Genomic DNA, 25,455 nt, shown 5'->3' with positions numbered 1-25,455 from the left:
GCCTCCGGAGTGTCCCGGATCCATTTTCGATACACGGCCTCGGGCGGCGTGACGAGGTTGAACAGGAGGCGGGCCTGCTGCCGAGCGATCTCTTCGCGGTGCCGACCGGGGTAAAGCGGAGCGGGTGTTCGCGGTGGCGCGCGCACCGTGGCCCGGTGGTGGAGCAGGCCCTGCACGGGGTGGACAAGGAGATCCGACCGTACCCCCTGCCCCTACCGGCAGGGGCAGGCGTGTCACGCGGCGTCGGCGATGCCTCAGGGGCATCCTGTAGGCACGGGCGATCGCGGGGGCAGCCGACGAGAAGGAGTCATGCGGGTGTCGTCTCAGGGCGTTACGGTCGTGGCTCTCCTGGCGGATCCCGACGCGCCCACGGAGATCGCGCAGTGCATGGCCCGGACACTTCCCGCTCGGCTCGCCGACAAGTCAGGCCAGGGACGACGGTTCGACGTCGAGGTGGTCAGTGAGCCCTTCACCGCAGGGACCGAGGACCCGCCCACCTTGATGCGCCGAATCATGAACCGCGGAAGAGCGGAGAGTTGGGACATCGTCGTGGCCCTCACCGACCTTCCGCTGCACTCACACGGGCTCAGGCTCGTGGTGGATCTGAGTCACGAACACGGGTTGGCACTGCTGTCTCTTCCTACGCTGGGGGGCTTACGGCTGCAGGCCAGGGCCCGGCGGGCCGTGGAAGAAACCGTGCTCAGTTTGGCGGGTCAGCGGGCCACCGGGGCGGAGGGACCTCCGCAGGGTCAGCCGTTGCCAGCTCCCTTCGTCAGTCGTTTCGCGCCTATTCATCCGGGCCAGGTCGGTGAGGAGGAGACCGCTGATCTTCGGTACGTCGTCAGCGGGCCGCGCGGTTACCTGAGGGTGCTCGTCGGCATGGTCCGCGCCAACCGGCCGTGGCGGTTGGTACCGGGCTTGTCGAAAGGCCTGGCGGCCGCACTCGCCACGGGGGTCATCGCCACCCTGGACTCCACCATCTGGAGCCTCGCTGGGGCCCTGAGCGCGGCACGCCTCGTGATCGCCATGGTCGGGTCCGTCGGGCTCATGATCGGCTGGCTGATCGTAGACGGGGAGCTGTGGCATCGATCAGCAGAGGTCTCGCGGGAGGCGAGGCAGAGGGCGCAGCTCTACAACGCCTCGACAGTCATGACCGTGGGTTTCGGGGTGCTCGTCTGCTACGGGGGCCTGATCGTCATCAACTTGGTGTGGGCCCTGTTCATCCTCAACGACCAAGTGTTCGCCTCCACGACACGAACCCCGCTTAGCGCCGCGGAATACTGGACTTTGTCCTGGTTCGTCGCTTCGGTCGCCACGGTGGGCGGCGCACTGGGATCAGGCTTGGAGAGCGACGAGGCGATCCGGGCAGCCGCCTACTCTAAGCGCGAACAGGAGCGCCGCCAAATGCTCCAAGACGACAACGGCGACTAGCTGGTGACCCGAGTCGGAGATTCGTTGGCGGCTGGTGGTTGGTGGTCGTCGGTGGTTGGTGATCGTCCGTGTACGAAGATTCCGCTGATCGATCGGTGCGCGGTTGTTTCGCGTCAAGAGCCGGCGGGGACTCGGAAGGCACGCCGCCGGAGCACCGACACTCCGCCGGACTGGCCACCGCGGCACCACCGTTCACCTGAACCGGGTGAACAGCCCATAGAGGCATGCCGGAGCCCTGGACTTCGTGGCAGCAACTCCGGGAGTCAGGCTCGGTACCCCGTCTCCCCCACACCCGTGCTGCGGTCATGCCGCGGCACCGAAGGAAGCGATCATGAAAGCAGCGGTATATGAAGGCCCGCGAACCGTCACGGTGAAGGACGTACCGGACGCGAAGATCGAACACCCCTGCGACATCATCGTCAAGATCACCACTACCAACATCTGCGGTTCGGACCTGCACATGTACGAGGGCCGCACCTCGTTCGAGGCGGGCCGCACCCTGGGACACGAGAACATGGGTCAGGTCGTGGAGGTCGGCTCGGCCGTCCGCAAGGTTCAGGTCGGCGAGTATGTGGTCCTGCCCTTCAACATCGCCTGCGGCTTCTGCAAGCAGTGCGAGCAGGGTCTGACCAGCTACTGCCTGACGATGCAGCCGGAACCGGCCCTCGCCGGAGCGGCCTACGGATTCGCCGAAATGGGCCCCTACCAGGGCGGCCAGGCGGAACTGCTGCGCGTGCCCTACGGCGACTTCAACGCGCTGCGCCTGGGGGAGGACGCCGCCGACCGGCAGACCGACTACGTGATGCTCGCCGACATCTTCCCCACCGGCTATCACGCCACCGAGATGGCCCACGTCAAACCGGGTGACCAGACGATCGTCTTCGGGGCCGGTCCCGTCGGGCAGATGGCGGCCTACTCCGCCCTCCTCAAGGGCGCCGGCCGTGTCTGGGTGGCCGACCACCAACCCGACCGGCTGCGCAAGGCGGAGGAGATCGGCGCCATTCCGATCAACACCGCCGAGCAGAATCCGGCGGAGGTCGTCAAGGAGGCCACCCTCGGTCTGGGCGCCGACAACGGCTGTGAGTGCGTCGGCTACCAGGCACACGACCCCGAGGGACATGAGGACGCCAGCCTCACGCTCAACGGACTGATCGACTCGGTCAGGTTCACGGGCGACATCGGCGTGGTGGGCGTGTTCCTGCCCGAGGACCCCGGCGGCGCGGAGGCCCAGGGAGAGCTGGAGGCGCGGGGCAAGGTCCCGATCGACTTCGGCATGATGTGGTTCAAGGGCCAGCGCATGGGCACCGGGCAGGCGCCGGTGAAGAGGTACAACCGGGCGCTGCGGGATCTGATCGCTGGCGGGAAGGCAACGCCGAGCTTCGTCGTCTCCCACGAACTCAGTCTGGACGAGGCCCCCACCGCCTACGAGCACTTCGACGCCCGTGACGAGGGCTGGACCAAGGTGGTCCTGCACCCGAACGGACACGGGAACGGCCACAAGCGGTAGGCGACCCGGGGCCGCCGTCCCGCCCGTCCTCCGGCCGGGGCTGGGGACAATCGCCCGCGCTCCGGTCGGACCTGATCCAACGGCGATTGCCCGCGCTCCGGCCCGGTAGGACGGACGGCGGACGCTCAGCAGTGTCCGCAGTGGCTGCATCCCGTCCAGCGGCTGCGGCCGCCGGCCTGTTCGCGGGGCGGGTGGGAGGCTTCCCTGCCCGACGGTTGCCGCACCTCAATCAGGCCGATGCGACCCGGCAGGGTGTTCCGGCTAGGCTCACACCCGTGACGTGGCTGCGGGCCTTCGGAGAGGTCGTGCGATCCGGGCTCACGATCGAGGAGACGCGGCTGGAGCCCCTACTCGCGCTGCGCACGGCCGCTGGGGTGGCGATCGTCGTCGGGTCGGCGCTGTGGCTCGTCTCCCCTGCGTATGCCGCGTCCGCCGCCCTCGGTGCCTACTCCGCGGGTGGGGCGACCTTCCAGCGCACCTGGCGTCCACGCAAGGTGATCGCGCTCGGCGCGGGCACTGGTCTGGCGCTCAGCACCTTCGTGGGCTACCTGGCCGCGGGACGACTCGTGACGTTCCTCCCGCTGCTGGCCGTATGGGCCTTCGCCGCGGGGATGGCGTGGGCCGTCGGATCGACCACTGGGATCGTCGCAGCGACGACGGTCGGCAGCATGCTGGTGACCATCACCCTGCCCACGAGCGTCGGGCGAGCCCTGGAACACGCCGGGGTCATCGCGCTCGGGGGCGTGGTGCAAGCCGTGCTGATCTTACTGTTCCCGATCCGCCGTTGGGGGGCGCATCGCGACGCGCTCGCCGACGCCCTGGCCGCAGTGGCGGACTACGCCCGCCGGCTGCGGCACGACCCGACGGCCCCGTTCGACCCGGATCCGTTGATGACGGCCAGGGACGCGGCCGCCGTGACGCCATCACAGGCCCGCACCCGTCCCCCCGTCCTGCACGGCCCCCGGGGACTCGCCGAGCGTATTCGGCCGGTCGTCGCCGCGCTCGCCGACCCGGACGTCGGCGCCCCGGCGGAGGGACCCGGGCGGGACCGCGCGCGGGAGTTGCTCGACGCGGCCGCCGACGTCCTGGATGCGGCCGCCCGTTCGATCCGCCGCGGCAGTCCCGCCGAGGTACGGCCCGGGAGCACGGACGTCCTGCGTGTCGACGAGGAGCACGAGGTGCTGGAGGGGCCCGCGCGGCAGGCGGCCGAGCGGCTCGTCGAACTGCTCGGCGAGGCGCTGGAGATCGCCGGGAGCGGCGGCGCGCGCGGGAGGACGCCTACACCGCCCGGCCCTGTCGGCGCCCAGTTCCTGGTGCGCCCGACAATGCTCCGGCTGGTCCCGGTCGTCGTCCGGGCGGTCCGCCGTGAGCTCCGGCGAGACTCGCCCGTGTTCCGGCACGCCGTCCGCCTGGCGGCAGTGGCCACGCTCGGCTACCTGATCGCCGCCCGGCTGCCCCTGGGCCACAGCTACTGGGCACCCATCGCCTCGGTGATGGTGATGCGGCCGGACTTCCACCGGACGTACGCGCGTGCGGTGGCCCGTTTCGCCGGGACCCTGGCGGGGGTCGCGCTCGCCACCGGGATGGTGCGGGCCCTGGGCCCGGACGCCCATGTGTTCGGCGCGCTGGCGGTGGTCTCGGCGGGCCTGTCGTACACGCTGATCCGTACCGGCTACGCCTACTCCCAGTGCTTCACTGCCGCGTACGTCGTCTTCCTGCTCGGCATGGGCGGCCAGGCGTGGGAGCAGACGGTCCCGGAGCGGGTGGTGCTCACCCTGCTCGGCGGGGCCCTGGCAATGCTGGCCTACGTGGTGTTCCCCGCGTGGGAGACGCCCCGGCTGCCGGGCCGGCTTGCGGACTGGCTCGCCGCCAACGGCCGCTACGCGGCCGCGGTGCTCCGCAACTACGCCGAACCGACCCGCGAGCATCACGCCGACATGCGCAGGGCACTGCTGGCGAGCAGGGAGGCGTATGCCGCCTGGCAGGAGGCGTACGACCGGGCAAGGCAGGAACCGGTCCGCCCGAGGGGTCTGACGTCGCGCGAGGCGCAGGAGGCGCAGGAGGCGCTCAAGGGGTTCGGCCGGGCGGCGATGCTCATGGAGAGTCACGTCCCGCGGGCCGACAGCCGTTTCGTCCCCGAGGCGGAGCGGTTCGCCGAGGCCCTGGAGACGGGCACCGCGAAGGCAGCAGTCGACGTGCGCGAGCACAGGAATCCTGACTGGGGGCGTGTGGAGGAGGCGCTCCACGCGTGGGAGGACTCTGCCGCCGGCAACCGGAGCCCGGTCGTGCGGCGCGAGGCGGAACTGCAAAAACGAGCCTTGGAAGACCTCGCGACGGCCGTGAGTCGCACACCCCTGGAACGGGACGTCGGCTCTGCTCGCGAGGAGCAGCGGGTGCGGGCGGCCGTGGCGGCGGAAGGTGAGGGATCAGCACCCGCGCACCGAGGTGGGTGACGAAGTCGGCCATGGGGAGCGCCGCGCCCCCTGAAGCGGCAAGTAGTCTCCTGGCCACGTCGGGCGCCGCCACACGTACACCGATGTCGCCATCACGATGATCAGCCCCGCCAGGATGAGCAGTTCGATCCCCCCGATGTTCCACCGGAAGGACTTCTCCGCCTAGGCCGTCACGATGAGCACCTTGCGGATGCCGGCGCCCGAACCGATGGCCGCTGTTTTCACCGAGACGATGGCCAAGGCCGAACACGACGTCGACCTCCACCGCGCGCTGGACGACCTGGGCGCGGTGGTGCCGGACGACGTCGCCCTGGTGGGCGCCGACAACCTGCCCATCGCCACATTCCTGAGACCTTCTGCGCGCCCGGGGCGACCGGCACCTTCGTGAAGGTCGTCAAGGACCACACACTGGAACCGCCGGCCAGCCGGACCTGTGTGATCGACCTGTCCGATATGGACGCCCGGGATCAGTTCGAGATCATCACGCACGAGAACAACGAAGCAGCGTTCTTCGCTACCTCGGTGCTCCTCGTGGAGGGTCCGAGCGACCGCACGCTCATCCCTCACATCGCACGTACCCTCAGCCCGCAGTGGGATTTCGAAAAGCACGGTGCTGCGATCGCCAAGGCCGAAGGCAAAGGCAGTATCGAGCGGTACCGCTGCTTCTTCCAGCGCTTTGAGATGAGAGTGGCGGTCATCGCGGACCTGGACGCGGTGCTCGACGGATTCGACAAACTTGGCGCAAGCGACGAGTGCCGTCAGTTGCGTGACCGGGTCGTCTCCAAGGTCAACGATCTGGTGAAGAACGAGGACGCACAGGCCTCCGCCGGCACCCTCAAAAGCCTGAGCAAGAGCGGTAGCGCACGCACTCTGTGGGACTACGCACAGCTCAAGAGCGAAGAGCACGCTCAAGGCCTATGCGGGTTTGAGGAAGTAGACACAGCGGTGAAGGCGTTCTTCGCCCGCTCCACCACCGGCACTGCCCGACGGATCCTCGAAGAGGCCCGGGACCCGGAGCTGAAGAAGATGAAACTGGAACTGCTGCAGATGCTTCGCCACGAAGACATCTATGTCTGGGAGCGTGGGGCGATCGAGGCCTACTATCCCGAACTCCGGGTCAACGAGTCGAACAACAAGAACGACCGGGCCCGCAGCTTCTGCGAGCGCTACACGACCGCCGACGCCATCCGTGGGCTGCCTGCCTTCAAGGATTCGACGACCTGCGAGTTCGACACCATCTTCCAAGCCTTCTTCGGGACATCACCACTGCAGCCAGAAGCAGTTGAGGTACCCCAGCAGGCCACAGCGAGGGACCGGGAACCTGGGCCCGCCACGTCACCCGTGGCCCGGGGACCACGCTAGGACAGGGTAAGGCTTTTGTGAGGCCGCAGCGCCGACGCGCCCGCCGGGCGTCGGCGGAGGCTCACTACTGACTTGACTCCGGGCCGCCTCCCACACGAGAGGCGGCCTTCCACGAGAACACCCGGCGGCAGAGCACAACGTCAGGGTTCACGGTGTCCCCGGCATGGTGGGACGGTCTCCCTTCCGGTGAGACGAATCAGTGGCTCGGCGAGTCAGTCCAACCCCGACCGCCCCATGGGTCCGTGTGCGCTGTAAGGCAGATGGCGGTCATCTGCAAAGACAGCAGATCGCCCGGGAGTGCGGAGTCACTCCTGATGCTCTGCCTTGAACCTGATCGGCGGGGAACCCTCCTCGTGTCCTGGCGCGTGGCCATTGAGGCAAGAGATCTGCGCTGGAGGCTAGTATCGAAGGCCGTCAGCGCCAGCCGCCAGGCGGCCGCTCCCACATCGGCATGAGTCCCAAGCCTGAAGCCACAGGCCCGAAACTTGACTCGCTCTCTTGTACGCATCACCGACCGTCCGAGCCGATGCCTTTCATCCAGCCTATGTGCCAACTAAAATGCCTGGTCACAGCAGGTCACCGCACTCCACCAGACCTTCCGCACCCGATCCACGTAATGGGCCTACTGCTTATAGATACGAACGCCGCCTCGAACCAGAGCCGAGCGGTCTGCTAGAGATGACCGGGTCGTGTCCCGCGTCGTGGTGTAGGCGGTCCAGCGTTGCGGATTCCGGTACGAGGCCGCTGACGATCTCCGCAGACGCGACGGTCCACGAGGCGCCCTGCTGAGGCACCCGTCCGCGGCGGAGCCACTGTCCCCGACCTGCGGATTCCCCTGCTTTGATCACTCGGCGGAACGCCATCATGACCGACCGCGAAGCCCTGAGCACGGAACTGAACCCGCTCCGCATCGACGTCTCCAAACACTTGGTGGAGCACCACCACCGACTGCTGCGCGAGATCGGCGCGACTCACTTGCAGATCAAGGTGGACATCGAGACCCGACCGGCGAGGTGTCCTGTCGCACTGCGTCTGGCGTGTGATGGACTGCTGACCGGTGCTGTTGCCAGGTTGTTTGAGACCGCCGGTGGCCGGTGTTCTCAAGCGACCTGGCTTTCGCGGAAGTCTCGGTCGCGATAGATGCAGGAGCGCCGCCAAAATCGCCAACGGTGTCCACCAGAGATCGCCGTTCTCCATGGTGCTGCGATGTGGAAAGCCCCGAACCCGCCCTCGCCGCCTCGGATCTGCACGTGGTGATGTGCTGTGCAATGTGCACCGTTACCTGTACGCGGTGCTGAGCTGCACGGTTAATGGGGAGTCGAACCCCCGCGTTGCTCTTCACGCGCCAGGAGTGGGCTGGAAAACCGCCGGCCCTCGGTGTGTGCACGCCTCCGAAACTGCTACCTGCTCCACATCGTTCCAGCTTGCTGGACTATTCAGTCCAGCAGATCGACATCCCAGTTCGTACGCTGGATCCGCACATCGACCTCGCGGATCTCCCGGGCGAGTGCATCCGCCTGACCACGCAGTTCCGCGACCGGAAGCGCGGAGAGCATCATCAGCTCGGACCGAAGTTGCCGACCGTATCCCCGCTCGCCCTTACCCGCCGCCGCGTCCGCCGCCGCGGTGACCACAGAGTGACGCAACCGTAGGACATCCCGGCGTGCGAGGGCATCGGTGAGCGTGCCGTCCGGACTCATCTCCACGGTGGCATTGGTCCGGTTGATCCGCCGGATCAACGTTTCCAGAGCGTCCAGCACCTCACCGGCCTCAGCCAACAGCTGAGCTGCATCCTCGGCGGGTGTCTCCCCTTCCTGGTACCGCGCACTGTCGACGACGCGCGCTCGCAGCTGTTCTACACGGCGCGTCGCCTCCGCACGTTCTGCCAGTGCCTCAGCAAGCTTCACTGTCTCCACCTCCCCCTCCATGAGCCCGCACGAGTATACGAGTGCGAACCAGCTCATACGCACCTGGATTTTGATCCGCTGGAGCCCTGATGTCCCGTCGCATCGGAGCTGTCTCTGGATCTTGTCCTGAGCTGCTGGTTCGCCAAGTGGATTGAGAACACACCTCGCCGGATTCTCAACAGGCGTGGCTTCGGCGGAATCCCTGATGACCGTCCGTCGCCCTCGGCTGGGCCGTGCATGGTGGGGTGATGAGCACCGAAGCAGAACCGGTCGAACACGATGACCGGTGGATCTTGAATCTCCGAGGGCGGGGCGTTGCTGGGATTACTGTCGATTACCGCCTCACGCTGGCCCTCGCCGAAGGTTGGGAAGTCGTACTCGAAACGCCTGCTCGGCTCTCATCCGGGCCGGCCCACACCAATCCCGGCGTGCTTCTGGTGCCGGAGACTCAGGACGTGGCCGCAGCCCTCCCGCTCTTGGGGACGAAGGTCGTCTCTGCGGTCGCCTTCAAGTCCGGCACGCTTCGGATGGTGTTCGAGGATGGCACGCATCTGACCTGTCCAACCGATGCGGCGTTCGAGGCGTGGCAGATCACAGGACCTGGAGGATGGCGGTTCGTGTCCCTGCCAGGAGGCGACCTCGGCGTCTGGTCCGCCTCTGCAGCGAATGAGAATCCGCAAGGTCGGTCTGCAGAGCATTGAGAATCTGCCAGCTGGAGTGCGACGGGACATCCGTTGTTTTCTCGGCGATTACTACGGGGACCCCTTAGCGCACGACGCAGTGAGAATCCGACAGCGCAAACGAGAAGCGGTGAGAATCCGACAACCTCAGTGCGACAGGACACGAGGCCTGGAACGCACCGGAGGGCTCAATTGATCATGGTGCCAACTATCCTCGGTATGTGACAACTAACGTCTGTGGTCACAGTCCGTCAGCGCCGCACCCGGGGCATCCCGAGCCCGATCCACGAGATGATCTCCCGCTGGATCTCGTTGTTGCCGCCGCCGAAGGTGAAGATCACGGCCGACCGGTAGCCGCGTTCGAGCTCGCCGTGCAGGACGGCGCCGGCGGAGCCCTCCTTGAGGACACCGGGGGCGGCGACGATCTCCATCAGCCAGGCGTACGCGTCCCGGCGCGCCTCGGAGCCGTACACCTTGACGGCGGAGGCGTCCTGCGGGGTGAGCGTGCCCTCCTGGACGGCGTTCACCATGCGCCAGTTGAGGAGTTTCATGGCGTCCAGCCGGGTGTGCGTGCGCGCGAGGAGGCGGCGCACCCAGGGCAGGTCGACGACGCGGCGGCCGTCGGCGAGCTTGGTCTCCATCGCCCAGCGCTGGACGTCGTGCAGGGCGCGGATGGCCATCGTGCCGTGCGCGGCGAGGGTGACGCGCTCGTGGTTGAGCTGGTTGGTGATCAGCCGCCAGCCCTTGTTCTCCTCGCCGACCCGGCGCGTGGCGGGGACGCGGATGTTCTCGTAATAGCTGGCCGTGGTGTCGTGCGAGGCGAGCGTGTTGATGATCGTGCACGAGTAGCCGGGGTCGGAGGTCGGTACGAGGAGCATGGTGATGCCCTTGTGCGGCGGGGCGTCCGGATCGGTGCGGACCGCGAGCCACACCCAGTCCGCCGTGTCACCGTTGGTCGTCCAGATCTTCTGTCCGTCGACCGTGTAGTGGCCGCTCTCCTCGTCGCCTTCCCGCACGGCCCTGGTCCGAAGCGCGGCGAGGTCGGTACCGGCGCCGGGCTCGCTGTAGCCGATCGCGAAGTCGATCTCGCCGGCGAGGATCTTCGGCAGGAAGTACGACTTCTGCTCCTCCGTGCCGAACCGCATGATCGTCGGCCCCACGGTGTTGAGCGCCATCAACGGCAACGGCACTCCGGCCTGGGCCGCCTCGTCGAAGAAGATGAACTGCTCCATCGGGCTCAGACCCCGCCCGCCGTACTCCTTGGGCCATCCGACCCCGAGCCAGCCGTCCGTGCCGAGGCGTCGGATCGTCTCGCGGTAGAAGCGCTTCTGCGCCGCCGGATCGCCGTAGCGCGCGTAGGCGTTGTCCGGTACCAACTCGGTGAAGTAGAGACGTAGTTCGGTCCGCAACCGCTGCTGCTCCGGCGTGTATTCGAGATGCACGGCGCCTCCTGCCTCCCCGGGCCCGACCTGACGGCGCACACCGTAGAACGCGTTCCAGAAATAGGGAATGCCGATGACGCCGACGCCTCCCGGAGGATGCCGGGCTGAGGGGCGGGGGGCGGCCGCTGGGCGCGTGCGCACACGCGAGGGGGCGGTGCCCGGTCGTCCGGGGACCGCCCCCTCGTGCGGGCCGGTTTCCCGGCCCTCGCGGAATATCGTGGCTCGTACGTTCCCCGCAGCCGTCAGTGGCAGGGGAACCCGAGCAGATGCCGGGCGTCGTGGACCCATTCGTGGACGTTCTCGCCGGAGACGAGGGAGGTGGCGCCCTGTTCGGCGCCGACGAAGTAGAGCAGGACCAGCATCAGGATGCCGAAGAACGCCGCCCAGGGGACGATCGCGCCGATGGGCAGCTTGGCGGGAACGGCGGTGGGCGTGGCGGTCGGCTGAACGACGGACTGCGCCATGGGGCAGAACCTCCCGGGGAACTCGCGTCCCATTTCGGTGGTGCACAGGACGACAGTCACGGGTCTGACTTGCCCGCGTCCGTCACCCCTGGCCGGAGTGACATGTGCCGGGCTTACAGTGGCGCGACCGTGCCGGATTTCCACCGGGCTTCCGCCGAACCGTCGTCAATATCCATGTGACGGTACCGCGAAGCCGCCGACCCGGCCAAGGGCGCATACCTCCGCGCTCCGTGCGCCCCACGGTTCATGGGGCAGGGAGGCAGGGAGGCAACTTGCCTGATGGGCCCGGGGGTTCCGCCTCCGCTCGGGCACGACACACCATGGTGGACCATGGAGCATCGTCCAGGTCCACGACCCAAGAGAGTGAAGGCATGACCAGCCGAGTGATCTTGATCTCCGCGGCGATCGGCGAGGCGCTGCGCGAGGCCCGCTTCGACGACGGGAGTCCGGTGGACGCCTCGGGCCTGCGGGCCGCCCGGGCGGCAGCCGACGCGGGCGCCGTTCCGGCGGGCGGGCGCCTGTGCGTCTCCCCCACCGTGCGATGCCAGCAGACCGCCGAGGCGCTCGGGCTCGAAGGCGCCGTCGAGGCACCGGAGTTGGCGTCGCTCGATGTGGGCCGCTGGCGCGGGGCGACGCTGGCCGAGGTGAGCGTGAAGGAGCCGGAGGCGGTGGCGCGCTGGCTCGCCGATCCGGCGTCGGCTCCGCACGACGGCGAGTCGGTGCGGACGTTCTGCGATCGAGTGGCGGAACACCTGGACGCTGCGGCCGGTTTCGACGGCCGAACCGTCGCCGTGGTGGAGCCCGAGGTCGTACGGGCCCTGGTGGTACGGGTGTTGGGCGCTCCGGACCAGGCGTTCTGGCGCGTGGACGTACCGCCGCTCACCGTCACGGAGTTGAGCGGGCGCGCGGGGCGCTGGAACCTCCGCGCAGGACGCCCGCTCGTCGGGTCGGCCTGACCCGGACGGCCCGGGGTCTGACCCGAGCAGACCTGGGCCGGACCGGGACAGTCCTGAGCCTGACCCGGGCGAACCGGGGCCTACCTGGGTGACCTGGAGTCCGACTCGGGCATGTTGCCGCCCGACACTCGCGGCTCGCGGCTTCACCGCAGTGTGGCGATGAAGTCCGTGCACGAGAGGGCGCATTCACGGCATTTCCGCGCGGCGGCCTCCGACCCCGGACACGCGTCGAAAGCCTCGGCACACTCCAGACAGACGTCCCGGCACCACTCCAGTCGAGCGCGGAGCTCCCGGTCGCTCGGCCCCGGATGACGGGACAGTACATGGCAGGTCGCCTCGCAGACCTCCGCGCACAAAATGCCCGAACGTCGCGCGGCCTCCTGCCGCTTCGGCCCGTCCGGATCCATGAGGCTCGCGCGCAGCGTGGAGGTCCTGGCACATTCGGCACAGGTCCGGGCGCACTCGAAGCGGTCCTCCAAGTACCGGAAGAGCTCCTGCTGTGAAGGCGTCGTCGTCACAACAGGCGGGTAGCCGGAGGGAGTCGGTTCAAACAGCGCGAGGCCGGAGCCTCACGCGCCGGCCGCTTCCCGGGAGATCTGCTCGAACTGCGCTCCCATGGCCTCGGAGAGCGCCTGCGCCGCCGACAACGGGCGGACCATCACCGTGAATTCGTCGATGAGGCCGTCCTCGTCGAAGTGCAGGAAGTCGCAGCCGTTGATCTCCTTGTCGCCCACCTTGGCCGTGAAGACGAGCGCGTGGTCGCGGCCGTCGGCGCCGGCGATCTCACGGACGTAGCGGAAGTCGCTGAAGACACGCCAGACTCCACGCAGGATGGCGGCGGTGATCGGCTTGCCCGGGTACGGCTTGAAGGCGACCGGGCTGGTGAACACGACGTCGTCGGCCAGCAGCTCCTCGACCGCGCCGAGGTCTCCGGCCTCCACGGCCTTGCGGAAGGAGTTCATTGCGCCCGCCCTTCTTACTCAACTAATTGATTAGGTGCGGATAAGATTAGTCCTGCGAGTGCGGGGCGTCTAGCCTTGCGGGATGGCATTGCGCAACGCGGTACTGGCCTCGCTCCTGGAGGGTGAGGCATCGGGGTACGACCTGGCCAAGGGGTTCGACGCCTCGGTGGCCAACTTCTGGATGGCGACCCCGCAGCAGCTCTACCGGGAACTCGACCGGATGGAGTCCGAGGGGCTGATCGAGGCCCGGGTCGTGCAGCAGGAGCGCCGGCCCAACAAGCGGCTCTTCTCCCTGACCACGACCGGCCTCGAAGCACTGGCCTCCTTCACCTCGGGGCCCGCGAAGCCCACCGCGATCCGCGACGAGCTGATGGTCAAGGTGTACGCACTCGACATGGGGGACGCGGACGCGGTCCGGGTGGCGATCGCCGAGCGCCTGGAGTGGTCGCGCGCCAAACTTGCGCACTACGAACGGATCGGCGCCCGCCTGCTCGACGGGCGCACCGAGGACGAGTACCTGGCCGAGGCGGAGCGCGTAGGTCCGTATCTCACCCTCCTGGGAGGACGCGCCTTCGAGCAGGCGATCATCGACTGGGCGGAGCGGGCGCTGAGGGTCCTGGAACAGCGGGCGTCGCTCTCCCCCTGAAGGCGACCTGTTCGCATTAGCCTGGTCGCGGCCCGCATCGATCGCGGTTCGTGACGGTTCGTTTCGATTCGGGCCGGTTTGATGTGAGCCGGGTTTGGCCCCTTCGCGTTCGGTCCGTTCGCGTTCGGTCCGGTGCTGAGGAGGGCGATCGTGGTGCGTGCGCTCGGTGTCGCTGTCGTGGGGTTCGGCTGGATGGGACGGGTGCACACGCGGGCGTACGCTCGCGTTCTCCACCATTTCCCGGAACTCGCTCTGCGTCCCGAACCGATCGTTGTCGCCGACGAGGTGCCCGGCCGGGCCGAGGAGGCCGCCGCGCGGTACGGCTTCGCGACCGCCGTCCGTGACTGGCGGGAGATCGCCGCCGATCCGCGCGTCGAGGCCGTGAGCGTCACCGCGCCGAACTTCCTGCACCGTGAGATCGGCGTGGCCATGGCCGCGGCCGGCAAGCACCTCTGGATCGAGAAGCCGGTGGGACTGACCGCCGACGACGCCCGGGCGGTGTCGGACGCCGTGACCGAGGCCGGGGTCCGGGGCACGGTCGGCTTCAACTACCGGGGCGCACCGGCAGTCGTGGCGGCCCGCGACCTGATCGCCTCCGGCGACATCGGCGAGGTGACACACGTACGCATCCGCCTCTTCAGCGACTACGCGGCCCATCCGGAGGGCGCGCTGACGTGGCGTTACGAGCGGGAGCGGGGTGGCAACGGTGTCCTCGGCGACCTGGCCTCACACGGTGTCGACCTGGCCCGATTCCTTCTGGGCGAGATCGAGGCGCTGACGGCGGACACCGCGGTCTTCGTACCGCTGCGGCCGCGGCCGGCCGGCGCGACCGCGGGCCACGCGCGCACGGCAGGCGGCAAGCCGGCGCCCGTGGAGAACGAGGACTACGTCAACTGCCTGCTGCGCTTCACCTCCGGTGCCCGCGGCGTCCTGGAGGCGTGCCGGGTCTCGGTGGGCGAGCAGAACAACTACGGGTTCGAGATCCACGGCACCAAGGGCGCGGTGTTCTGGGACTTCCGCCGGATGGGCGAACTCGGCGTCAGCCGGGGCGCGACATACCAGGACCAGCCGGTCAGCACCGTGTACGTCGGTCCGGGTGCCGGGGACTACGCGTCCTTCCAGCCGGGCGCGGCGAACAGCATGGGCTATGACGACCTCAAGGTCATCGAGGCGCACGCCTTCCTGCGCTCCATCGCCGACAACAGGCCGTACGGGGCCACCCTGGTCGACGCGGTCCGCAGCGCGACGGCACTGGACGCGATGGCACGCTCGGCGGCGTCGGGGGCGTGGGTGACGCTGGAGGCGTAGCCCTCCGGGCCCGTCGCCGGCTGGGTCGGAGCCGTGTCTGTACCGCCACCCGTCGCCGTTGGATCAGACGTGAGTCACAGGGAGCCGCAGTTCGATCGGCGACCGGCCCTGGGGATGACGAGCAGGACCGTCGGATGACCGTCGCATGCACTCGCTCGACGGCGTCGCTCGGCCCGGGCGTCCCCGGATGCCGGGCGACGTGGCCACCCGCCCGGCCGACCTGGACCCGCTGCCCGCCGACTCAGGGTTCAGGTCACCATGGCGTAGACCGCCACCCCCACGAGGAGCAGGGCGAAGGCCAGAACGACGGCACAGGTGAGGCGGAACCGGAATCTGCTCCAGTACTCCGCGCGCCGGCCGTCGGCAGTGTCGGTGCGCCAGACCGACGGGATGTCGACGCGGCCTTCGGCGATCGCCGTCGCGGCCCGTCGCACATCCCCGGGGTGGTAGGAGTAGAAGGTCGGCGCCGCCCCGTACGTGCCCCGGCTCTCCCCGCCGTACCGGCGGACACGGACATCCGCACGACCAGCGGCGCCCGGCAGCCAATCCTCACGCACCGGCCACAGCTCGGCGACCTCGCGACTGTCCAGCCAGGGCTCCTCGTCCTGCGCTCCCTCGGGCACTCCCGCATCTGGCGTTCGCGGCATGCTTCCCCCCTCGATGCGGCAAGCCCCCAGTACACACCCGCTGCCCCACACGCCGACAGAGCGCCGACGCCCCGCCTGACCCCTCGATGTCAGCTGGGTGAACCGGCACCGGCCTGGCAGAAGGCGGGAAGCCTGCTGTGGCACAACGGCGCGACAGGTGGCGCGTCCGTTTTCGCGGGAGCCTCACCGCAGGGCTGGATTGGCCACTCGTACGGCCGGGGACGCAGAGGGCGTCCCCGGCCGTCCCGGGTCACAAGGCGTCGGGATCCAGGGGGACGTCCGGGGCGATGTGGGCACCGAGGACCTCGCGGTAGAGGGCGACTTCGGCCAGCAGGGAGCGGCGGACGCTGTCTGCGCGGCGGAAGCCGTGCCCCTCGCCCTCGAACAGCAGGAAGCGGTGCCACACTCCACGTTCGGCGAGGTTGTCCACGATGCACGTGGCCTGGTCGGGGCGGCAGATGAAATCGTCCGCTCCCTGGAGCATCACCAGCGGCGCGGTGATGCGGTCGGCGTTCGCGGCGGGTGAGATCTTGTCGAATCGAGCCCGGTCCTGCGGGAGGACGCCGACGAGGGTGTCCACGTAGCGTGACTCGAAGTCGTGGGTCTGGTCGGCCCGCCATCGTGCCGGGTCGCTGATCGGGTAGAGGACCGTGCCCGCGCGGAAGACGTCGCTGTGGACCAGACAGGCCAGGGTGGTCCAGCCGCCGGCCGAGCCGCCACGCACGGCCGTACGGGCGGGATCCGCCAGGCCCTCGGCGGCCAGGGCGCGGGCGACGGTGACGCAGTCGTCGACGTCGACCACTCCCCACTCGCCGCGCAGCCGGTCGCGGTAAGCCCTGCCGTAGCCGGTGGAGCCGCCGTAGTCGACGTCCGCGACGGTGAAGCCGCGGCTGGTGAAGAAGGAGTACTCCAGGTCGGCGGTGACGCCGGTGGAACTCGTCGGGCCGCCGTGGACCTGCACCAGCAGCGGCGGCAGTTCGCCCTCGGGCGCGGTGGCGGTGGGGTGGGTGGGCCGGTGCAGCACGAAGTGCACGGGTCGGCCCTCCGCGTCGTGGACGGTGCGGCGTTCGGGCCGCGGCTGCCAAGGGGCCAGCGGATCCTCGGACTTGGGCCTGGTGCGTCGGGCCGGGCCGGAGCCGGGAGCCAGGGGCACCGACAGCAGGGCGGAGCCGAGGGCCGGGTCGGCGGCGCGGACCAGGATCCGTTCGCCGTCCGACCAGAGGTCGCCCTGGAAGCTGCTCCAGCCGTCGGCGAGTTCGGTCAGTTCACCGTCCTCGGGCGACCAACGGGACAGCCGTTGCGCGCCGTTGCCGTGCGGCAGCACCACGCCGTACGACGTGACGGCGAACCAGCTCGCGCCGACCCGCCAGACAGCACCGGCGCAATCCTCTTGGAGCTGGAGGACGTTGGTGATCGCGGTGGGCGTCGGCCGGCCGGTGGCCAGGTCGACGCGGTGCAGGTTCCACCAGCCGTCCGGGTCGGCCACGGCGTACAGGGTGTCGGGGTCAGCCCAGGCGGCCTGGGAGACGGAGACCTCGGTGCCGTCGTGGCTGCCGCCGAGCAGCCGGACGGGCTCGCCCGCGACGCCGTCGTGCAGCTCGGCGACCATCAACTCCGAGCTGTCCCACGGCATATGGGGGTGATCCCAGCCGATCCAGGCGAGCCGGCCGCCGTCCGGGGAGAGCCGGTGCCCGCAGAGGAAGTGGTGCGAGCGGGCCACCACGCGCAGCGCGCCGGGGTCGTCGGCGGCGGCACCGGACAGCGGTACGGCGACGATCTCGCGCACGGTGCGGACGGCCGGGTCGGCGTCGTGCGGTCCGGTGGCGGCGCGGGTGGTCTCCCGCACGCACCACACCTCGGTCCCGTCCGGGCCGGTCACGGGGTCGGCCCAGCAGGTCTCCCGGTCGGGCGGGTCGGCCGGGGTGAGCGGCACGGGCACCGGGAACGCGTTGTCCTCGGCGACCCCGAGGAGGGGCACCTCGGCGCGGTACAGCCGCTGGTCGCGGTGGTCGGTGAAGACCAGCAGATGGCTGTCTGTGGCCGGGGCCGCGGCGCGTACCCAGTACGGCTTGCCGCCGTAGCCGAGGGAGCGGTTCCGCACGGAGACGCCGGGGGCGAGTACCGGGACGGGCTCCTCGTGGCCGGGGGCGTTGCGCAGCAGCCGTACGGTCGCGGTGGCCGGGTCGGAGGCGCACCACCAGTTCTCTTCGCCGGCCCCGGAGGGCCAGGAGGTGGATCCGGAGGCGTCGGCGACCGCTTCGGCGGTGATCGGGGACGGCCAGGTGCCGTAGGGCAGGCGGGGCGCGGTGGACATGGGGTGACTCCGAGTACGGGAGGGCGAGTTGGGCGGCGGAGCGGGCGGTGGGCTGCCGTGGGCGGGGCTGCGGGTACGGGTACGGGTACGGGTACGGGTACGGGTACCGGTCAGCGGCCCCTGGGGGAAGGTCCCAAGGGATGGTCCCGCGGGGGGGGAGAGAGATCCCTGGAGGGAGGTCCCGGGGAAGGGTCCCCCGGGGGGAGATCCCTGGGGGGACGTCCCGGGGGCAAGGTCCCCGGGGCCGGCGTGCCGGCTCGGCGGCACCCGCGGAGAGCCGCGCACGCACGCCACGTGAGCCACAGGTGTGCCTGGATCCGGCCGGACGGCGGCCGGATCCAGACGGACAGGGACCAGACGGAGAGGGACCAAGCGGACGGGGGCCAAGCGGACGTGGCCCCCCAGGTCACCCGGAGGTCAACTGCACCGGCTCGCCGTGGGCATCGCGGCGGCGCAGGTCCTCCGGGGTCTCCCGGCGGACCATGAGGCGGGCGCGGCCGTCGCGTACGGCGACGACGGCGGGCCGGGGCTGGGCGTTGTAGTTGCTGGCCATGGCGTGGTGGTAGGCGCCGGTGGCGGGGACCGCGAGGAGGTCCCCGGCGGCGATGTCCTCCGGCAGGGCGATGTCGGGCACGACCACGTCTCCGCTCTCGCAGTGGCGGCCGACGATCACGGCGTGCACCGGCTCGCCCTCGGCGGGGCGGTTGGCGGTCCACGCGGTGTAACGGGCGAGGTAGAGGGAGGGGCGCAGGGCGTCGCTCATGCCACCGTCGACGGAGACGAACCGGCGGCGCAGCCCGTCCTTGACGGCGCCGACGCGGTAGAGCGTCACCCCGGCGGTGCCGATCATCGACCGGCCGGGCTCGACGGCGAGCCGTATCGGTGAGCCGGGCAGCACCCGTTCCAGGCCGGCCCGCAGGGCGGCGGTGAACGCGGCCGGGTCCAGGCGGGGTTGGCCGGGCAGGTAGGGGATGCCGGCGCCGCCGCCGAGGTCGATCTCCTCGACCGTGATGCCGTGCCGCTCGGCGAGCAGGGCGACGAAGGCGGCGACCCGTTCGGCGGCGAGCGTCAGCCCCTCGGTGGCGGTGATCTGCGAGCCGATGTGGGAGTGCACCCCCGCGAGCCGCAGCGAGGGGCGCGCCGCGACGCTGAGCACGGCCCGCTCGGCGTGGCCGCCGCGCACCGGGAAGCCGAACTTGACGTCGTCGCCGCCGGTGGCCATGTAGTCGTGGGTCTCGGCGGCGACGCCGGGGGCGATCCGGACGTAGACGTCCTGGACCCGGCCGGCTGCCGCGGCGGCGCGCGCGAGCCGGTCGATCTCCTCCAGGCAGTCGACGACCACCACGCCGACGCCGTGGGCGACGGCGGCCTCCAGTTCGGCCACGGACTTGTTGTTGCCGTGGAAGACGATCCGGGCGGCGTCGAAGCCGGTGTCCACGGCGAGCCGTAGTTCGCCGCCGCTGCACACGTCCAGGTGCAGCCCCTCGGAGTCGACCCAGCGGACCATCTCCGCGCACAGGAACGCCTTGGAGGCGTAGTGCACCCGGTCCGCGCCGGACTCGCGCCACAGGCGGGCCCGGTGGCGGAAGTCGGCCTCGTCCACCACGTACAGCGCGGTGCCGCAGGCGTCGGCCAGGTCGTCGAGGGCGACCCCGCCCATGTGCAGCCGGCCCTCGACGGTGCGGGCGGTCAGCGGCCACACCTCGGGGGCCGTCTCGGGTGAGGCGGCCGCGGCCAGTCCGTCGGGCAGCGGGGTCCCCGCGCGTGGTGCGGGCAGGGAGGGAGCGGTGGACACGGGGCTACTCCTCGGTGAGGACGACCAGCATCAGCAGGTCGTCGCTGGGGTCGGTGAAGTGGTGTTCGTCGGTGGCGGCGAAGTGGCAACTGTCGGCGCGGCGCAGCAGCCGTACGACGCCGCCCACCGACACCCGGCAGGAACCGGCGAGGACGAGTGCGAACTCCTCGCCGGGGTGGGCCGTCGGGTGGTCGTGGTCGCCGAGGTCGGCGTGGAGCAGCCGGGCTCCGATCCGGCTCGCGCCGGGGGCCGTGAGGTCCCAGATGCCGTGGTGCCCGTCGGCCTGGGCGAGCAGCGGTGCCGGGGCGAAGCGCGGCGGGAAGGCCGCGGCGGGTGTGGCGGTGACCGGCCCGGTTCCGCCGAGGAGTTCGGCGGGGGTGGCGCCGAGGGCGTCGGCGATCTGGGCGAGGGTGCGGACCGTGGGGTTGGCGGCGCCGGACTCCATCTGCGAGACGTAGGCCGGTGAGACGCCGGCCCGGGTCGCCACCGCGCTCAGCGTGAGCCCGGCGGCGCGGCGGACACGGGCGACGGAGGCGGCGAGCACCTCGCCGGTGTCCGCGCTGTCGGGCGGCGCGCCTCGACCGGTGTCGGCGCTGTCGGGACGCGCGCCCCGACCTGTGTCCGTGGGGTCGGTCTTTCCCGCCCTGCTGTCCGATTCGTCGTCGGGCCGTACGGAACCGTCCGTGGCGCGACGCGAGTTCTGCTGCGAAATGGGGGGATCGGCCGAAGAGTTTTCCGCGCCGGTGGCTCTTGACGAGGTCATGCGGCGACAGTAAGACTCACGCATCGCTTAGATCAAGCAATCTGACGCAGCCGTTTAACTGTCAGCAGAGATGCAGTTCAGCACCCGTATTCCCGGGTGTGCGCTGCCCTGAGTGGGAGGGGTGAGCAGTGACCGGTCCTCTGGCGCCTACGCCGACCCTCGAACTGCTGCGTGCCGCGGCGGAGCTGTGCGGCCCCGCCGCGCAGCGCCTGTTCGTGGTGCTGGCGGAGGACTATCCCGCGTCGCTGGAGCGCCGTCCGGGTCAGTTGTTGCGCGCGGCCGACGCCAGCGCCGCGGATCTGGACGGACTGCTGGCGGCGGCCGGGGTCGCCTCCACCGACGATCTGCGTCTGCTGGCCGCCCGGGAGAGCGGTCTGCGCCTGGCCGAGCCGGATCTGCGGTTCACCAGCCGCGATCCGGAGTCCGAGCCGCGGGAGCGTTCGGCGCTGCGCCGGATGATCACCGCGGAGGAGGGCAACCTCCGTCGCACGCTGGCCGATCTCCAGGCCAACGGCGCTCTGGAGCTGGCGGCCGCGGCCCTGTTGCGGGCGCGGCGGCGGTGGGTGCTCGGCGACCTGAAGTCGGCCGGGTACGCGTCGCTGCTGACCAGCGACCTCACCAGCAGCATGCGGGACGTGTTCCTCGTGCAGCCGGCGACGGGCGCGGCGGTCAACGCGATCAGCGACGCACACGCGGACGACGTCCTGGTCGTGTTCAGCTTCCGCAACTACAGCCGGCTGACGGTGGACGTGGCCCGGGAGTTCCACGCGCTGGGCGCCTCGGTGATCGCGTTGACCGACAGCTACACCAGTCCGGTGTGTTCCTTCGCCACGCACGTCCTGGCGGTGGACACCCGCAGCGAGTCACCGCACCACTCGCCGACGGCGGTGGCGGCGGCGGCCCATGTGCTGGCGGCGCTGGCCGCCGCGGGCGCCAAGGGGGCGGCCCGGCGCAACCGGCGCCGGACGGAGCTCTTCCGCTCCCTGGGCAGCTACGGCCCGGGCCAGACGCCGTCCGTCGCGGCCGCGGGCGAGGCGGAGGGCACGCCGGATCTCCCGGGACCCGCCGCCGGGCTTCCCGGCGCCCGCGCCGCGAACCCGTCCGGCTTACCCGCCGCACCCGAGGACGATCCCTCGCCCGCGCGGTGACCGTCCCCCTCCCGCCCCCGTCCCGCCTGTTCCCCGTTTCCGCGAGTCCGTCTCGCTGAGCCATCGACGGCAGAGGCCTCGTCCTCGCGCCCCTGCCGCCGGGAAAGCAAGTGGTTCCTCTCCATGAACGACCCCTCCCTCTACCAGGACGGCGGCGCTCTCTCCCCCGCCGAGGACGCCGCACTGATCTCCGAAGTCACCGAGCTGTGCGCCCGGTTGATCCGTTTCGACACCAGCAACTACGGCGGTGGCGACTCCCGCGGTGAGCGGGAGGCGGCCGAGTGGACCGCCGGACTGCTCGCCGAGTCCGGCTACGAGCCGGTCGTGCTGGAATCCGCGCCGGGCCGGGCCAGCACCGTGGTCCGCATCCCCGGCGAGGACCGCGACGCCCCGGCCCTGCTGGTCCACGGCCACCTCGACGTGGTTCCGGCCGAGCCGGCCGACTGGAGCTTCGACCCGTTCTGCGGGGAGATACGCGACGGCGCGATCCTCGGTCGCGGGGCGCTGGACATGAAGGACATGGACGCGATGATGCTCGCGGCGGCCCGGTCCTGGGCGCGCCGCGGGGTGAGGCCGGCACGCGACATCGTGATGGCGTTCGTCGCGGACGAGGAGGACACCGGCGAGCTGGGGGCGGGCTTCCTCGTCGACCGGCACGCGGACCTCTTCGAGGGCGTGACCACCGCGATCGGCGAGTCCGGCGGCTACTCGCTCCATCTGCCCGACGCGTCCCGGCTCTACCCGATCGCCGTCGGTGAGCGCGGCAGCGCCTGGATGAACCTGACGGCGCACGGCGCGGCGGGCCACGGCTCCCGGCCCGGCCCGGACAACGCCGTCGCCACCCTGGCGGCGACCCTCGCCGCACTGGCCGCGCACCGCTGGCCGGTGCAGATCGTGCCGGCGGTGGCCGCCCTGCTGGAGGGGCTCTCCTCCCATCTGGGCGTCACGGTCGACCCGGCCGACGCCGCCTCCCTCGCGCAGTTGGGCGAGGCGGCCAAGCTGGTCGAGGCCACCGTCGCCAACACGCTCAACCCGACCATGCTGAAGGCGGGTTACAAGCACAACGTCATTCCGAGCGAGGCGACGGCCGGCGTGGACGGCCGGATCCTGCCGGGCGCGGAGGAGGACTTCTTCGCGACCGTGGACGCCCTGCTCGGCGAGAAGGTCTCGCGCTCCTTCCACAGTTTCGCGGCGCCGGTCTTCGCGGACCACACCTCGGCCGATTTCGCGGAGATGGCGGCGGCGCTGCGTCGGGCCGATCCTCAAGCGCTGGTGCTGCCGTTCATCATGTCGGGCGGCACCGACGCCAAGGCGTTCGCCCGACTGGGTATCCAGTGCTACGGGTTCGGCCCCGGTCTGACCCCGCCCGGCTTCGACGCGTGGCGGTATGTGCACGGCGTCGACGAGCAGGTCCTCGTCAGCAGCCTGGAGTTCGGCGTACGGGTGCTGGAGGACTTCCTGCGCACCGGCACCGGCACCGGGCTCCGGAACGCGGAGCGATGACCGCCCCGCACCTCCGCTGAACCCCGCACGGGCCGACAACGGCGCCGCGGACCGGCCCCTCCCCCGCCCACCAGAGCCCCACCCTCCCACCGTCCCACCGCACGCACGTTCACATACATGCATGCACCAATGCACGAACCAATGCACACACCAATGCATAGACCAATAAGTGCAACGTGCATTTATCGTCGCGCCGTAGGACCCAGTCCCGGGGTCCGCGGCGCAGCGGCCTCGTCCCACCTTCCCGTCCCCTCGCGGCCCCGCGCCGCCGGCACCTCCTGGAGAAGTCCACGATGACCAAGCCCGCCCCCGCGCACAGAATCGGCCGCAAGGCCGCCGCGCTGGCCACGTCACTGCTGCTCGCCACCGGCGCGAGCCTCGCCCTCGCGCCGGCCGCCGCGGCCGACAACGGCGGCAGCACGCTGCGGATGCCGATCACCGGCATCGGCATCGACTCCCTGAACCCGTTCCTGGCCTACTTCGCGGGCAGCCTGGACGTGTTCTCCGGCATCTACCCGGCGCTGGACAGGGTGGAGCAGGACGGCACCGTCAAGCCGTACCTGGCGGACTCCTGGACGACGTCGAGCGACAAGCTCACCTGGACCTTCAAGATCCACAAGGGTCTGAAGTGGAGCGACGGCAAGCCGATCACGGCCGAGGACGCCGCCTGGACGTTCAACCTGATCATGAGCAACTCCACGGCGGCCACCGCCAACGGCTCCCTGGTGAGCAACTTCGCGTCGGTCACCGCGCCGGACGACACCACGCTGGTCGTGAAGACCAAGAAGCCGCAGGCCACCATGCTGTCGGTCAGCATCCCGGTGTCGGGCATCCCGATCGTGCCGAAGCACATCTGGGAATCCCACGTGAAGGACCTGAAGAACTACAAGAACGACAGCTTCCCGATCGTCGGTTACGGCCCGTGGACCCTGACGGACTACAAGTCCGAGCAGTACGCCAAGTTCGACTCGAACAAGGACTTCCTGCTCGGCGCGCCCCAGTACGACCACATGATCGAGCAGTCCTTCAAGAACACGGACGCCGCGGTGGCGGCCCTGCGCTCGGGGCAGTTGGACTACGTCAGCGGTCTCAACCCGACCCAGTACCAGGCACTCAAGGGCCAGTCCGGCATCAAGGCCTACGAGCAGGTCGGCAACCGCTGGAGCGGCATCGAGGTCAACGGCGGCGCCCGTACCCGCGACGGCAAGAAGATCGGCACCGGTCACCCGGCGCTCGGCGACACCAAGGTGCGTGAGGCGCTGGCACGCGCCATCGACCGGGCGACCATCGTGAAGAAGGTCCGCAACGGCCTGGCGGAGGTCGGTGGCAGCTATCTGCCGCAGTCGCTGCCCCAGTACTCGTGGCAGCCCTCCGACTCCGAGAAGTTCGGCTACGACCCGGCCAAGGCCAACTCCGTGCTGGACGAGGCGGGTTACAAGAAGGGCTCGGACGGGATCCGGGTCGACCCGAAGTCGAAGCGCAAGCTGGAGTTCCGCCTGGGCATCCACTCCGACGACGACGGCGACGCCAAGGTGTCCACGTACCTCACGGGCTGGTTCAAGGAGATCGGCGTCAAGGTCGACATCCAGTCGATGAGTTCCGCCAAGCTCAACGCCGACCTGGCCAAGGGCGACTGGGACATCCTGATGGACTCCTGGTCGACCGGTCCCGACCCGACGTACCTGCTGGGCATCCAGACCTGCTCGGCGCTGCCCGACAGCAAGGGCGAGGGCGGCAGCACGGACTCGTTCTTCTGCGACAAGAACTACGACAGCCTGTTCCTGCGTCAGCAGAGCGCCTTCGACGACAAGGAGCGGGCGGATCTGCTGCGGCAGATGCAGGCCATCCTGTACAAGGCCAACGAGAACATCATGATCTACAACGCCAGTGGTCTCGCCGCGTACCGCACCGACCGCGTGAGCGGCATCGTGGCCGGCACGGCGAACTCCGCCGGCGCCTACCCCGCGCAGGACTCCTTCCACCAGTACCTGAACGCGACCCCCGCCAAGGCCTCGTCCTCCTCCTCGGACGGCAACTCCGGCACGCTGATCGGCGCTTCGGCGGCCGTGGTGGTCGTCCTGGCCGCGGGCGGCGTGCTCATCGCACGCCGCCGCTCCTCCAGATCCCACCCCCAGGAGACCCAGGGCGACACCAAAGAAGCCACCCC

At 70.1% G+C, this 25,455-nt stretch carries 20 protein-coding genes, 1 pseudogene and 1 riboswitch; of the genes and pseudogenes, 13 read left to right on the top strand and 8 right to left on the bottom strand.

Annotation, left to right across the window (positions count from 1 at the left end):
* The first annotated feature begins 309 nt into the window (after nucleotides 1–309).
* The 6 genes and pseudogenes from ACWEBX_RS10570 to ACWEBX_RS10545 form a co-directional block, all read left to right on the top strand.
* Nucleotides 310–1,431 (top strand): hypothetical protein, encoded by a 1,122-nt coding sequence (locus tag ACWEBX_RS10570; protein ID WP_451884507.1) that lies wholly within the window; start codon nucleotides 310–312, stop codon nucleotides 1,429–1,431.
* A 331-nt stretch (nucleotides 1,432–1,762) separates the two neighbouring features.
* Complete coding sequence (locus tag ACWEBX_RS10565; protein WP_451884506.1) at nucleotides 1,763–2,938, top strand: glutathione-independent formaldehyde dehydrogenase; 1,176 nt, start codon at nucleotides 1,763–1,765, stop codon at nucleotides 2,936–2,938.
* 275 nt (nucleotides 2,939–3,213) lie between these two features.
* Nucleotides 3,214–5,391, top strand: a complete 2,178-nt coding sequence (locus ACWEBX_RS10560) for an FUSC family protein (RefSeq protein ID WP_451884505.1) — start codon at nucleotides 3,214–3,216, stop codon at nucleotides 5,389–5,391.
* 175 nt (nucleotides 5,392–5,566) lie between these two features.
* Nucleotides 5,567–5,779 carry a hypothetical protein gene (locus tag ACWEBX_RS10555; protein ID WP_451884504.1) on the top strand — a complete coding sequence of 71 codons (213 nt, stop codon included), beginning with the start codon at nucleotides 5,567–5,569 and terminating at the stop codon, nucleotides 5,777–5,779.
* On the top strand, nucleotides 5,776–6,753 hold the full coding sequence (locus tag ACWEBX_RS10550; protein ID WP_451884503.1) for a TOPRIM nucleotidyl transferase/hydrolase domain-containing protein: 978 nt from the start codon (nucleotides 5,776–5,778) through the stop codon (nucleotides 6,751–6,753). The genes ACWEBX_RS10555 and ACWEBX_RS10550 overlap by 4 nt, the downstream gene beginning before the upstream one ends.
* A gap of 864 nt (nucleotides 6,754–7,617) precedes the next feature.
* A pseudogene (locus ACWEBX_RS10545) lies at nucleotides 7,618–7,725 on the top strand (OB-fold nucleic acid binding domain-containing protein); the annotation flags it as partial.
* 464 nt (nucleotides 7,726–8,189) lie between these two features.
* On the opposite strand, the gene ACWEBX_RS10540 reads toward ACWEBX_RS10545, so the two are convergent.
* Nucleotides 8,190–8,660: a DIP1984 family protein gene (locus ACWEBX_RS10540; protein WP_451884541.1), complete on the bottom strand. Its 471-nt coding sequence runs from the start codon at nucleotides 8,658–8,660 to the stop codon at nucleotides 8,190–8,192.
* A 248-nt stretch (nucleotides 8,661–8,908) separates the two neighbouring features.
* Here ACWEBX_RS10540 and ACWEBX_RS10535 point away from each other — a divergent pair, with 248 nt between their 5' ends.
* Complete coding sequence (locus tag ACWEBX_RS10535) at nucleotides 8,909–9,361, top strand: DUF6188 family protein (RefSeq protein WP_451884502.1); 453 nt, start codon at nucleotides 8,909–8,911, stop codon at nucleotides 9,359–9,361.
* Nucleotides 9,362–9,591: 230 nt separating this feature from the next.
* Here the strand turns inward: ACWEBX_RS10535 and ACWEBX_RS10530 are convergent, their stop codons facing one another.
* A complete protein-coding gene (locus tag ACWEBX_RS10530; protein WP_451884501.1) occupies nucleotides 9,592–10,782 on the bottom strand; it encodes an acyl-CoA dehydrogenase family protein in 1,191 nt (396 codons plus the stop codon).
* Between the two features lie 242 nt (nucleotides 10,783–11,024).
* The gene (locus tag ACWEBX_RS10525) at nucleotides 11,025–11,246 is read right to left on the bottom strand and encodes a CbtB domain-containing protein (protein WP_382786009.1); all 222 of its coding nucleotides are present in this window, start codon (nucleotides 11,244–11,246) and stop codon (nucleotides 11,025–11,027) included.
* A gap of 38 nt (nucleotides 11,247–11,284) precedes the next feature.
* Nucleotides 11,285–11,424, bottom strand: a riboswitch (cobalamin riboswitch).
* A 193-nt stretch (nucleotides 11,425–11,617) separates the two neighbouring features.
* Here ACWEBX_RS10525 and ACWEBX_RS10520 point away from each other — a divergent pair.
* Nucleotides 11,618–12,202 carry a histidine phosphatase family protein gene (locus ACWEBX_RS10520; RefSeq protein WP_451884500.1) on the top strand — a complete coding sequence of 195 codons (585 nt, stop codon included), beginning with the start codon at nucleotides 11,618–11,620 and terminating at the stop codon, nucleotides 12,200–12,202.
* A 569-nt stretch (nucleotides 12,203–12,771) separates the two neighbouring features.
* Here the strand turns inward: ACWEBX_RS10520 and ACWEBX_RS10515 are convergent.
* Nucleotides 12,772–13,164, bottom strand: coding sequence for a nuclear transport factor 2 family protein (locus ACWEBX_RS10515; protein ID WP_356051342.1), 393 nt, complete (start codon nucleotides 13,162–13,164; stop codon nucleotides 12,772–12,774).
* An 82-nt stretch (nucleotides 13,165–13,246) separates the two neighbouring features.
* Here ACWEBX_RS10515 and ACWEBX_RS10510 point away from each other — a divergent pair, with 82 nt between their 5' ends.
* Both ACWEBX_RS10510 and ACWEBX_RS10505 read left to right on the top strand, forming a co-directional pair.
* Nucleotides 13,247–13,810 (top strand): PadR family transcriptional regulator, encoded by a 564-nt coding sequence (locus ACWEBX_RS10510; RefSeq protein WP_451884499.1) that lies wholly within the window; start codon nucleotides 13,247–13,249, stop codon nucleotides 13,808–13,810.
* Between the two features lie 150 nt (nucleotides 13,811–13,960).
* The gene (locus tag ACWEBX_RS10505; protein ID WP_451884498.1) at nucleotides 13,961–15,118 is read left to right on the top strand and encodes a Gfo/Idh/MocA family protein; all 1,158 of its coding nucleotides are present in this window, start codon (nucleotides 13,961–13,963) and stop codon (nucleotides 15,116–15,118) included.
* Nucleotides 15,119–15,366: 248 nt separating this feature from the next.
* On the opposite strand, the gene ACWEBX_RS10500 is transcribed toward ACWEBX_RS10505, so the two are convergent.
* The 4 genes from ACWEBX_RS10500 to ACWEBX_RS10485 all read right to left on the bottom strand — a co-directional run bounded on the left by ACWEBX_RS10500 (nucleotide 15,367) and on the right by ACWEBX_RS10485 (nucleotide 20,637).
* On the bottom strand, nucleotides 15,367–15,765 hold the full coding sequence (locus ACWEBX_RS10500; protein ID WP_451884497.1) for a hypothetical protein: 399 nt from the start codon (nucleotides 15,763–15,765) through the stop codon (nucleotides 15,367–15,369).
* Nucleotides 15,766–16,015: 250 nt separating this feature from the next.
* Nucleotides 16,016–18,079, bottom strand: a complete 2,064-nt coding sequence (locus ACWEBX_RS10495) for a prolyl oligopeptidase family serine peptidase (protein ID WP_451884496.1) — start codon at nucleotides 18,077–18,079, stop codon at nucleotides 16,016–16,018.
* A 406-nt stretch (nucleotides 18,080–18,485) separates the two neighbouring features.
* Nucleotides 18,486–19,874, bottom strand: coding sequence for a diaminopimelate decarboxylase (gene lysA, locus ACWEBX_RS10490; RefSeq protein WP_451884495.1), 1,389 nt, complete (start codon nucleotides 19,872–19,874; stop codon nucleotides 18,486–18,488).
* A 4-nt stretch (nucleotides 19,875–19,878) separates the two neighbouring features.
* Nucleotides 19,879–20,637 carry a helix-turn-helix domain-containing protein gene (locus tag ACWEBX_RS10485; RefSeq protein ID WP_451884494.1) on the bottom strand — a complete coding sequence of 253 codons (759 nt, stop codon included), beginning with the start codon at nucleotides 20,635–20,637 and terminating at the stop codon, nucleotides 19,879–19,881.
* A gap of 128 nt (nucleotides 20,638–20,765) precedes the next feature.
* Between ACWEBX_RS10485 and ACWEBX_RS10480 the strand changes: the two genes are divergently transcribed.
* The 3 genes from ACWEBX_RS10480 to ACWEBX_RS10470 all read left to right on the top strand — a co-directional run.
* On the top strand, nucleotides 20,766–21,785 hold the full coding sequence (locus tag ACWEBX_RS10480; RefSeq protein WP_451884493.1) for a MurR/RpiR family transcriptional regulator: 1,020 nt from the start codon (nucleotides 20,766–20,768) through the stop codon (nucleotides 21,783–21,785).
* A 123-nt stretch (nucleotides 21,786–21,908) separates the two neighbouring features.
* The gene (locus tag ACWEBX_RS10475; protein ID WP_451884492.1) at nucleotides 21,909–23,288 is read left to right on the top strand and encodes a M20/M25/M40 family metallo-hydrolase; all 1,380 of its coding nucleotides are present in this window, start codon (nucleotides 21,909–21,911) and stop codon (nucleotides 23,286–23,288) included.
* 293 nt (nucleotides 23,289–23,581) lie between these two features.
* Nucleotides 23,582–25,455 (top strand): ABC transporter substrate-binding protein (locus ACWEBX_RS10470; protein WP_451884491.1); only part of this gene is annotated, 1,874 nt, incomplete at its 3' end.

The sequence above is a fragment of the Streptomyces sp. NPDC005070 genome (genome assembly GCF_053600395.1).
The sequence above is the reverse complement of the archived record's forward strand: the minus strand, read 5'-3'. Positions and strand labels throughout refer to the sequence as shown.

Excerpts from the sequence above, each read along its gene's own strand:
- ACWEBX_RS10485 (WP_451884494.1), bottom strand. The coding sequence starts at position 20,637 with ATGACCTCGTCAAGAGCCACCGGCGCGGAAAACTCTTCGGCCGATCCC.
- ACWEBX_RS10475 (WP_451884492.1), top strand. The coding sequence starts at position 21,909 with ATGAACGACCCCTCCCTCTACCAGGACGGCGGCGCTCTCTCCCCCGCC.
- ACWEBX_RS10565 (WP_451884506.1), top strand. The coding sequence starts at position 1,763 with ATGAAAGCAGCGGTATATGAAGGCCCGCGAACCGTCACGGTGAAGGAC.
- ACWEBX_RS10510 (WP_451884499.1), top strand. The coding sequence starts at position 13,247 with ATGGCATTGCGCAACGCGGTACTGGCCTCGCTCCTGGAGGGTGAGGCA.
- ACWEBX_RS10525 (WP_382786009.1), bottom strand. The coding sequence starts at position 11,246 with ATGGCGCAGTCCGTCGTTCAGCCGACCGCCACGCCCACCGCCGTTCCC.
- ACWEBX_RS10535 (WP_451884502.1), top strand. The coding sequence starts at position 8,909 with ATGAGCACCGAAGCAGAACCGGTCGAACACGATGACCGGTGGATCTTG.
- ACWEBX_RS10520 (WP_451884500.1), top strand. The coding sequence starts at position 11,618 with ATGACCAGCCGAGTGATCTTGATCTCCGCGGCGATCGGCGAGGCGCTG.
- ACWEBX_RS10500 (WP_451884497.1), bottom strand. The coding sequence starts at position 15,765 with ATGCCGCGAACGCCAGATGCGGGAGTGCCCGAGGGAGCGCAGGACGAG.
- ACWEBX_RS10495 (WP_451884496.1), bottom strand. The coding sequence starts at position 18,079 with ATGTCCACCGCGCCCCGCCTGCCCTACGGCACCTGGCCGTCCCCGATC.
- ACWEBX_RS10555 (WP_451884504.1), top strand. The coding sequence starts at position 5,567 with ATGAGCACCTTGCGGATGCCGGCGCCCGAACCGATGGCCGCTGTTTTC.
- ACWEBX_RS10515 (WP_356051342.1), bottom strand. The coding sequence starts at position 13,164 with ATGAACTCCTTCCGCAAGGCCGTGGAGGCCGGAGACCTCGGCGCGGTC.
- ACWEBX_RS10570 (WP_451884507.1), top strand. The coding sequence starts at position 310 with ATGCGGGTGTCGTCTCAGGGCGTTACGGTCGTGGCTCTCCTGGCGGAT.